Here is an 8,294-nt window from a genome sequence, read left to right as displayed (position 1 = left end):
GATTACCGCCCAAGGCCGGGAAGGCCAAGGACGGTGAAGATTTCTAAAACCCGGTACCCAGTGGACCGTAAGGCTGCTCCGCTTAAGTGAACAGCATTAGGCTCTTGAGCCGGTTTTTTATGCTGCACGACAACCCCATTCACGCCTTGCGGGTGAGCGGCTCGCCGTCAAATTTCACACCGGCCAGGCCGTTGGCGATCAATGCGCGGATGTTGCCATGATCGCTGCCTTGAGGCGTGGCTTGCACCGAACGGTAATGTTCGCCGAACGCCAGCAGCGCTTCTTCATCACTGAGTCTTTCCAACAATGCCAGGCCCAGCGTCTTGCAGGAGCCCTCGTTCTGCCCGGCGGCGTTTTCAACGTTGCCGTTCTTGAAGCCTCGAGCCTGATACTCGTAGTTATCGGCGATAAAGGCGAGGGTGTCGGCAAATATGTGCTCGCCGCTGCGCAGACTGGCGCGCAGGGTGTTCAGATCAGTCATGCTTGGGTTCCTTGGCAAACGCGGCCTGCTGCTCTGCGCTGGCTTCTTTCTGGTAATTGGCTTTCCACTCGCTGTACGGCATGCCGTAAACCGCTTCGCGTGCTTCATCGAGGCTCACGTCGATGTGTTTTTCATCGGCGGCGTGCTTGTACCACTTGGACAGGCAGTTGCGGCAGAAACCGGAAAGGTTCATGAGGTCGATATTCTGGACATCCTTGCGGCTGTCCAGATGCGCGACCAGCCGGCGGAAAGCGGCGGCTTCGAGTTCGAGGCGTTCTTGGTCGGTCATGACGGGCTCTATTCAGTCAGTAAGTCGCGTCATGATAAAAGGTTCAGCGTTGACCGGCGAGCGTGATCGATACCGATTCGGCAAAACGCAGTGCATGCGGCTTGTCCACTTCGACTTCGGCGTAGGTCACTGCCGGATGACTCATCACCAGATCCAGCACTTCCTGGGTCAGCCTTTCGAGCAGCGCGAAGCGATTGCCTTCCACGTGCTGGATAATGGCTTTGGTGATCGTGCGGTAGTTCAACGCGTGCTCGATGTCGTTGTCACGCACCGCTTCCTGTGCGGCATACAGGATCGTCAGGTTGATCAGTACGTCCTGCTTGTTGAGGATCTCGTCCTCGTTGATGCCGATGAAGGTCCGCAGACGCAGGTCCTTGACCCGAATGCGGGCAGTGCCAGGTTCAAGTCGTGCCATTACTGTTTGCTCCGTCCGATCAATTGCAGGAACTCCATGCGAGTGGTGCTTGATTCACGAAAGGCCCCCAGCATGACCGAAGTGTTCATGGTCGAGTTCTGTTTTTCGACGCCGCGCATCATCATGCACATGTGCTTGGCTTCGATCACGACGGCTACACCTGAGGCTCCGGTGACTTGCTGAATGGCGTCGGCGATCTGTTTGGTCAGGTTTTCCTGGATCTGCAGGCGCCGTGCAAACATGTCGACGATACGGGCGATCTTGGACAGGCCGAGCACTTTGCCGGTCGGGATGTATGCCACATGCGCCTTGCCTATGAATGGCAGCAAGTGATGCTCACACAAAGAATACAGCTCGATGTTCTGCACAATCACCATCTCGTCGTTGTCGGAGGCGAACAGCGCGCCGTTGACGATTTCTTCGACGCTTTGAGTGTAACCATGACACAGATACTGCATTGCCTTGGCGGCACGTTTCGGGGTGTCCAGCAGACCTTCACGGTCCGGATCTTCACCGAGGCCGACCAGAATTTCTCGATATTGCTGTGGCAGGGATAAGCTCATCAGATTGATCCTCGGGGCGGCCTACTTGACGTGCCGTCCGCCGTTTACGGTCAGTGTTGTGCCGGTGACATAGGTGTTATCCAGAAGGTAGCGCAGGCTCTGGTAAATCACTTCTGCACCAGGCTCTATGCCCAGAGCCGATTTGGCCAGGGCGTTGGCGCGGTAGGCCGCATCGTCCTTGGGTTGGAACATCAACAGCGCCGGAGCAATGCCGTTGACCTTGATACGGGGTGCGAACCTGGCAGCGAATGACAGCGTCAGGCTTTCCAGTCCTGCCTTGCTCGCACAATAAGCGGTGTGTTTGCTGCTGCCCTTGCGGGTGACGTCATCGCTGATGTGAACGATGTCGGCAACCGGGCTTGCGTGCAGCAATGTTTCGCAGTGCAGGTTGATCAGATAAGGCGCGAGCATATGCACGCTGAACATGCGCGTGAACTGCTCGGCTTCTTCGCCTGGGGTTTCGGCAAGCCATTCGGATGCGTTGTGGATAATCGCGCGCAGGCTACCCGTATGGGTTTTCAGCGCAGCGACGAAAGCCATTACTCCAGCCTCTGACGAAAAATCCCCGTAAATGGCTACTGCACCCGCTTCTCGCAACGCCGCAATGCTGTCGCGTTCGCTACGGTAGCTGATGACAACCGGCTGTCCTTGTTCCAGCAAACGCATGGCGCAATGCAGGCCAACGCGTTGACTGGCGCCAGTGATCAGGATCGGTGCAGAAGATAGGGCCATCGGCAGTTCACGCATCAGGTCAGGTTGGAGTCGCTTGGCGACCCGGCAGAAAGACAATCTTACTGCAATCAGGTAGTCATGATTGATCGTAAAGTTATACCACCAGATTTTTTTGTACAACCCTGATGCGAATTAAACTTGGGCTTCTATAACGCCAGGACCCGCCTGAAAGGCGGGTCCTGGCGTTGGAGGGTGGTTGCGTGCTCAGTACAGACCTGTACCGGAGGTTCGTATTTGTACAGGTCTGATGAGGATTATCTGGAGGACGTCGACGGGGCCCGACGCGCTGTCGCAGTCGGTGAACTCTGCAGCCACGGCGCAAGCAGACGCGTCGACAGCGGTATGAACAGATACACCATCAATGGCGTCAGTACGGCGGTGCTGATCAGGATGCGCGGCAACAGGTCCAGATGATTGAGCAAAGGTCCGAGCAGGAAATTGAAGATCAGTGACACCGGGAAGAACGCGAGCCAGATCGCCACAGCCTGTTTCCAGCGTGGCGGACGCTGGTCGGCTGCACCGAACCAACCATCGATGCCGCTGACGCGCAGTTCTGATGGCTGGGCAAACAGGCCACTGCCTCGCACCAACCAGGAGCGTCGTGAGGCCGAGTGCTCCCAGGCGTGCATGGTCTGCTCGTCGGCAAAACGGAAAATAATCTGGAATTCATCATCGCCTGGGGGCGGTGCAAGTACACCGGAGCCCAGATAACCGGGAAAATCAGTGGCCAGTTGCTCGCCTTCATGCAACCAGGCAATCATCTCCTGATAACGGCCATGCGCAACACGGCGCGCCACCAGCAAGGTTACAGGTGAGGTAGACATTATGTATCTCCGGGTAAAGGTGTGAGAATCCCGGGTAGGGAGGTCACATGCCGCAGCGCCGGGGTGGTGGGCTGCGTCAGCATTTCTGATGCAAGCAAGGATTATTCCTGAATGCACGTAAAACAAGTAGAACTTTGTCGCTACATACAGGACTCAATTCATGAGACGTTTGCCTGAACGTTTCGTATCCGCAGTAAAATCAATTCCATGATCTCAAGTGATGAACGGTATGACTCAGTCGCCTGATATACACGCTCTCTGTTACGGGTCTGATCAGGATTTCAAGCAGCAGGAGCTTTACCCCATTCGTGAAGTGGCACGCATGACCGGCATCAATCCGGTGACCTTGCGTGCCTGGGAGCGTCGCTACGGTCTGATTCAGCCTACCCGTACCGCCAGCGGTCACCGGCTCTACTCACAAGACGACATCGATATGGTGCGCAGTATTCTGGGCTGGATAGATCGCGGCGTAGCGGTCAGCAAGGTCGGCAGGATCCTGGCGCGTGCCGATGCCGTCCGTGTTCAGCCGTCCGGCGTTGAAAATCCGCTGTCGCGCTCCGACTGGGCGCAATGGCAGGCGCAGTTGCGCCGTGCGATCAGCGTGTTCGACGAACGACGTCTGGAACAGATTTACGGTCAGGTTTTTTCGACCTACACCATGGCTGTGGTCTTCGAAGAAATCCTCATGCCCCTCTGGCGGGAATTGAAGCTGAGTCAGGAAGCGTTCGGGCATACCAGTGAGTGGCTGTTCTTCGATACTTTCCTTCGCTGCAGGACGTTGCAGAGGCTTCAGCTTGCGAACAATCCGGGACAGGGTTGCGTCGTAATGGCCGCTTTGCCGGGCCAGTCTCTGGAGCTTGAATTGTGGGTGGCTGGCCTGATGATGGGCATTTCGGACATAGAGATTCGAGTGCTGGCGCCGAATCAGCCCCTCGAAGAACTGAGTCTGGTGTGTGACATGTTTTCCAACAGTCCACCGGCGGCTGATCTGTCGTTACGTCTGACTCGTCTGGCGCTGACGCTGGAATGCCCTGTGGCGCTGGTTGGCGAGGTCTCGAACTTGGCCCAGGATGAGCTTGGCGGTTCGCCCTTTGCCTGCCTGGGCAGTGATGGCCGATCCATGCAGCAGATGCTGAAACAGTTTCTGGCAGGGCAGCTGGATACCTAAGAGGTGGCTACCCGGCATGCAGGGCGGGGTGCAGGCGTTGATGCTCCTGAAGGATGTACTGACGCAACCGCTCAGCGTCTTCTTTGCTGTATTGCGTAAATCGGTAGGCGCCCAGCCGGCGTTCTGTCAGGCGCTCCAGTTCGCCTCGGATCGCGATGGGTGCCTGGCCTGCGGGGTTGAACCAGGCTGCGAACTGCTTGGGCAATTTCCCCTGCTTGCGGCATTCGAGCAGGACACCCTTGAACGAAAGCTCATGTACCCAGAGGGAGGTTGGTGAGCCCCGTTCTGTCTCCAGCGCAATGGGCTCTTCCAGAGCCAGTCGCCATGGGCGAATTTGTGGGCCTTCCTCGAAGATGCTCGGCGCGCCGAGTTCGAGGTGCAAGGCGTGAAACTCATCTTCGACCAGATGCAGCGGGAAGTTCATCTGCTGGTTCTTGAACTGAGCATGGATCGTGACCTGCTCCTCGGCGGCCAACCGGGTCAGCAGTTCTTGAATCTGTACACCTCCGTTGACCAGCAGGCTGCGCGTGCTGTCACGGATGTTCAGTTTCGGATTGCGCTGCATGCGCTGAATGAAATCCAGCTCAGCCTGCGTGAGGAGAGAATCAGGTTGCATGACCAAGCTCGTACTTACCGGTTATTGATGGAAAAGACCATTAAATCCGCTCGCTGTTCTGACCGCTTGTCGCATTTTCGACTATTTTTGATTTCAGTGCTTCAATTTCAGCCTTTGCCTCGGCCAGTTCCTTCTCAAGCATATCGATTCGCTCTTTATTCTGTACCTCGACCGTGACATCTTTTTGAATGCCGATGTAATACATAAGCTGGGTGGCTTCATTGCGAACCGGTGTGATCGACAGTTCATTCCAGAAGACGCTGCCGTCCTTGCGGTAGTTGCGCAGAATCTGCCGGCAGGACTTGCCGTTGTTGATTGCTTGATGGACGGCTTTCAGCGCCGACTGTTCACGGTCAGTCTGCTGCAGGAAGCGGCAGTCCTGGTAAAGGATTTCTTCAGCGGAATAGCCTGTCAGCTCGACGAAACCTTTGTTGACGTAGATCAGGATGGTGTCGTCGCCTTCCTGTTCGGCCACGACGATACCGTCGGTCGAGGCATCTATCACCATTTGCAGCAGCGTTGCGCTGATCATTGTGTTTTAGTCCCGAGTCAATTCAGACACTTGTATTCTAGGGGCTCTCTGCGCCTTGATGCGAGTGGCACGGCCGCGCTGTCATCTCGGCAGGGCTGAAATGGCGGCAATCGCTAGGCATACTGTCGCACTTTTAACCCTGCCAAAAGGATAATTCATGAGAATCGCCATCGTGTGCGGGTCGGTCTACGGATCGGCCGAAGAAGTGGCACGGCATGCGAGTGCATTGTTGCGCGCGGCCGGTCACGAAACCTTTCTCAACTCAAGGACGGTGCTGCCCGAGTTGCTGGCGTTCGAGCCTCAAGCGCTGTTGGCCGTCACCTCGACGACCGGCATGGGCGAGCTGCCCGACAACATCGTACCGCTCTATTCGCAGCTCCGCGATCAGCTGCCCGCTTCGTTGCGAGGCCTGAGAGGTGGAGTGATCGGTCTGGGCGACGCCAGCTATGGCGACACTTTCTGCGCGGGTGGCGCGCAGATGCGCGAGCTGTTTGCCGAACTGGGCGTCATCGAAGTCCAGGAAATGCTCCACCTGGACGCCAGCGAAAGCGTGACCCCGGAAACCGATGCAGAGCCTTGGCTGCAAGCCTTCATCACCCACCTGAGCTGAAATCATCCCGCTACGTTATCGGGCACTATTCAGCGCAAGCCGTGTTGATTGTGACCGACCGGGACGTGTACGACACTCATTGAAACGAATCCCCGATTGTGGAGCCTGCAATGAGCGAGTCCGTGCGTTTTGAAGACAAGGTAGTGGTCGTCACCGGTGCCGGTGGAGGGTTGGGCCGAGCTCATGCGCTACTGTTCGCGCGGCATGGCGCCCGTGTCGTGGTCAACGATCTGGGCGGTTCGGCCCACGGTGAGGGGGCCAATGCTTCGGCGGCTGACCGTGTAGTGGCTGAAATCATCGCAGCAGGCGGCATAGCTGTCGCCAACCATGATTCGGTAACCGACGGCGGCCACATCATCCAGAACGCGCTGGATGCATTCGGTCGCATCGATGTGGTGGTCAACAACGCCGGTATTCTCAGGGACAAGACCTTTGCCAAAATGGAAGACACTGACTGGGAGCTTGTCTACCGCGTACACGTGGAGGGCGCTTACAAAGTGACTCATGCCGCCTGGCCCTATTTTCGTGAGCAGAACTATGGTCGGGTGATTTTCACCTCTTCAACCTCCGGCATTTACGGCAATTTTGGCCAGTCCAACTATGCAATGGCCAAGCTCGGGCTTTACGGGCTGACCCGCACGCTGGCACTGGAAGGCCGCAAGAACCGGATTGGCGTCAACGCCATCGCACCAACCGGTGGCACTCGCATGACCGAAGGTCTGATCCCGGCCAATGTATTCGAATTGCTCAAACCTGAACTCGTCAGCCCTCTGGTGGTGTACCTGGGCAGCGAGCATTGCCAGGAAAGTGGCAGTCTGTTCGAGGTCGGCGGTGGCTGGATTGGCAAGGTTCGCTGGGAGCGCAGCCAGGGCGCCTGTTTTGACCCGCTCGCAGGCTACAGCCCGGAAGATGTTGCATCGCAATGGCAGACAATCAATGATTTTAAAGGTGCAGCCCACCCTTCGGACAATATCGAAGCGTTGAAAGAGATGATGGCGAATCTGCAAAAATATGTCAGCTGAGACGTTGTTTCTATAGGTGTGACGGCGCATGAAACTGGTTATTTTCGGGTGCATCTGGTTGCAGTAAAGCTTGGATCGCTACCGGGCGATTTTATGTTCCTGAATATACTTGGGATGGCTTTGCACGATGAATGTGTACTCAGGGTAAGAACTTTCATGCTGATAGGTAGGACGGTTCCTGATTTTTTTCCAGCTCTTAAATAACAACTTTTAGCTCCGATATGACTGCTGAACGTATCTGTTATCGGAGTTGAAAATGGGCAAATCAATCTGGGGCGAGTTTCCACCGGTCAGCTTCAAAATACCCCCCGCACGAGTCGACATCAAGAAGCCCACGGCGCAGATCAGCCAAGTGCTGCGAGAGGTAGGGGAAAATGCGATCGCGCTCAACTCATTTGAAATGGAGAAGCGCAAGATGAAGCCGCTGTTCAAGGATTTCAATCCCGAGCAGATCACACCCAAACAACTCAATCAAGCCGGAATGATTCTGTACAATTTCGGCTTTATTGATAATCACACCGCAGAATTAATGAGCCGAGCGGGTGACGAGTTCGACAAAAAGGGCCAATTGGTTAATCCGGACAAAGAAATAAATGCACTTGAGTTCTTTGCCGGACGTATCCTCGACATGAAGGAAAAAGCGGATTGGGGGGACCCTTACGCAAAGGTTCTGGTGCCCGATTACATCCGGGCCATTCATGTTATTCAGAACCTTCAGGTGTTTGCCAGTTCGGGTGACAGTTACGATATGCTGAAGGTAAAAGATCTGGAAAGAAAGGGACTGAAATCGCGTACCCCCAACGCCAAGGGCTAAGGTCTGGGGGAAGGGGCAAGGACAAACAGGACAAAAAAGCCCCGACTCTTACGAGACGGGGCTTTTGCTTGCAGCGCTGCGGTTGCCTGTACCTGGCCAGTCTGCCGCGCAATCAGCTGTTGGCGGATGTGATCCGGCACATGCTTTTATCCGGTCGAACCGGTTCAGGGATCTGAACGACTGCAATCTGCAACCCTGTCTTTTCTGTCAGTAGGCGGCGTGCTGGCC

Annotated in this window: 12 protein-coding genes; 4 read left to right on the top strand and 8 right to left on the bottom strand. The window is 55.9% G+C overall.

Going from position 1 to position 8,294, the window contains the following annotated elements; all coding sequences use genetic code 11:
• Window positions 1–139: 139 nt before the first annotated feature.
• The 6 genes from KDX37_RS28290 to KDX37_RS28265 all read right to left on the bottom strand — a co-directional run bounded on the left by KDX37_RS28290 (window position 140) and on the right by KDX37_RS28265 (window position 3,304).
• The gene (locus KDX37_RS28290) at window positions 140–481 is read right to left on the bottom strand and encodes a HopJ type III effector protein (RefSeq protein ID WP_231656505.1); all 342 of its coding nucleotides are present in this window, start codon (window positions 479–481) and stop codon (window positions 140–142) included.
• Window positions 474–770 (bottom strand): DUF1244 domain-containing protein, encoded by a 297-nt coding sequence (locus tag KDX37_RS28285; protein WP_231656504.1) that lies wholly within the window; start codon window positions 768–770, stop codon window positions 474–476. Before KDX37_RS28285 ends, KDX37_RS28290 begins: the two co-directional genes overlap by 8 nt.
• A gap of 43 nt (window positions 771–813) precedes the next feature.
• Window positions 814–1,185, bottom strand: a complete 372-nt coding sequence (gene folX, locus KDX37_RS28280) for a dihydroneopterin triphosphate 2'-epimerase (RefSeq protein WP_231656503.1) — start codon at window positions 1,183–1,185, stop codon at window positions 814–816.
• The gene (folE, locus tag KDX37_RS28275; RefSeq protein WP_231656502.1) at window positions 1,185–1,748 is read right to left on the bottom strand and encodes a GTP cyclohydrolase I FolE; all 564 of its coding nucleotides are present in this window, start codon (window positions 1,746–1,748) and stop codon (window positions 1,185–1,187) included. Before folE ends, folX begins: the two co-directional genes overlap by 1 nt.
• A gap of 21 nt (window positions 1,749–1,769) precedes the next feature.
• Window positions 1,770–2,480 carry a dihydromonapterin reductase gene (gene folM, locus KDX37_RS28270; protein WP_231656501.1) on the bottom strand — a complete coding sequence of 237 codons (711 nt, stop codon included), beginning with the start codon at window positions 2,478–2,480 and terminating at the stop codon, window positions 1,770–1,772.
• A 254-nt stretch (window positions 2,481–2,734) separates the two neighbouring features.
• Complete coding sequence (locus KDX37_RS28265) at window positions 2,735–3,304, bottom strand: antibiotic biosynthesis monooxygenase (protein WP_231656500.1); 570 nt, start codon at window positions 3,302–3,304, stop codon at window positions 2,735–2,737.
• Between the two features lie 229 nt (window positions 3,305–3,533).
• On the opposite strand from KDX37_RS28265, the gene KDX37_RS28260 reads away from it, so the two are divergent.
• A complete protein-coding gene (locus KDX37_RS28260; RefSeq protein ID WP_231656506.1) occupies window positions 3,534–4,472 on the top strand; it encodes a MerR family transcriptional regulator in 939 nt (312 codons plus the stop codon).
• Between the two features lie 7 nt (window positions 4,473–4,479).
• Here the strand turns inward: KDX37_RS28260 and KDX37_RS28255 are convergent, their stop codons facing one another.
• Together KDX37_RS28255 and KDX37_RS28250 are read right to left on the bottom strand one after the other, a co-directional pair.
• Window positions 4,480–5,088 (bottom strand): hypothetical protein, encoded by a 609-nt coding sequence (locus tag KDX37_RS28255; RefSeq protein WP_231656499.1) that lies wholly within the window; start codon window positions 5,086–5,088, stop codon window positions 4,480–4,482.
• 40 nt (window positions 5,089–5,128) lie between these two features.
• On the bottom strand, window positions 5,129–5,620 hold the full coding sequence (locus tag KDX37_RS28250) for a PAS domain-containing protein (protein ID WP_231656498.1): 492 nt from the start codon (window positions 5,618–5,620) through the stop codon (window positions 5,129–5,131).
• 157 nt (window positions 5,621–5,777) lie between these two features.
• On the opposite strand from KDX37_RS28250, the gene KDX37_RS28245 reads away from it, so the two are divergent.
• The 3 genes from KDX37_RS28245 to KDX37_RS28235 all read left to right on the top strand — a co-directional run bounded on the left by KDX37_RS28245 (window position 5,778) and on the right by KDX37_RS28235 (window position 8,066).
• Window positions 5,778–6,230, top strand: a complete 453-nt coding sequence (locus tag KDX37_RS28245; protein ID WP_231656497.1) for a flavodoxin — start codon at window positions 5,778–5,780, stop codon at window positions 6,228–6,230.
• A gap of 110 nt (window positions 6,231–6,340) precedes the next feature.
• Window positions 6,341–7,252 (top strand): SDR family oxidoreductase, encoded by a 912-nt coding sequence (locus KDX37_RS28240; protein ID WP_231656496.1) that lies wholly within the window; start codon window positions 6,341–6,343, stop codon window positions 7,250–7,252.
• Between the two features lie 256 nt (window positions 7,253–7,508).
• Entirely contained in the window at window positions 7,509–8,066 is a 558-nt protein-coding gene (locus KDX37_RS28235) for a hypothetical protein (protein WP_231656495.1), read from the top strand.
• Window positions 8,067–8,294: the final 228 nt, after the last annotated feature.

The sequence above is a fragment of the Pseudomonas californiensis genome, from assembly GCF_021147775.1.
GTDB lineage: Bacteria > Pseudomonadota > Gammaproteobacteria > Pseudomonadales > Pseudomonadaceae > Aquipseudomonas > Aquipseudomonas californiensis.
The sequence above is the reverse complement of the archived record's forward strand: the minus strand, read 5'-3'. Positions and strand labels throughout refer to the sequence as shown.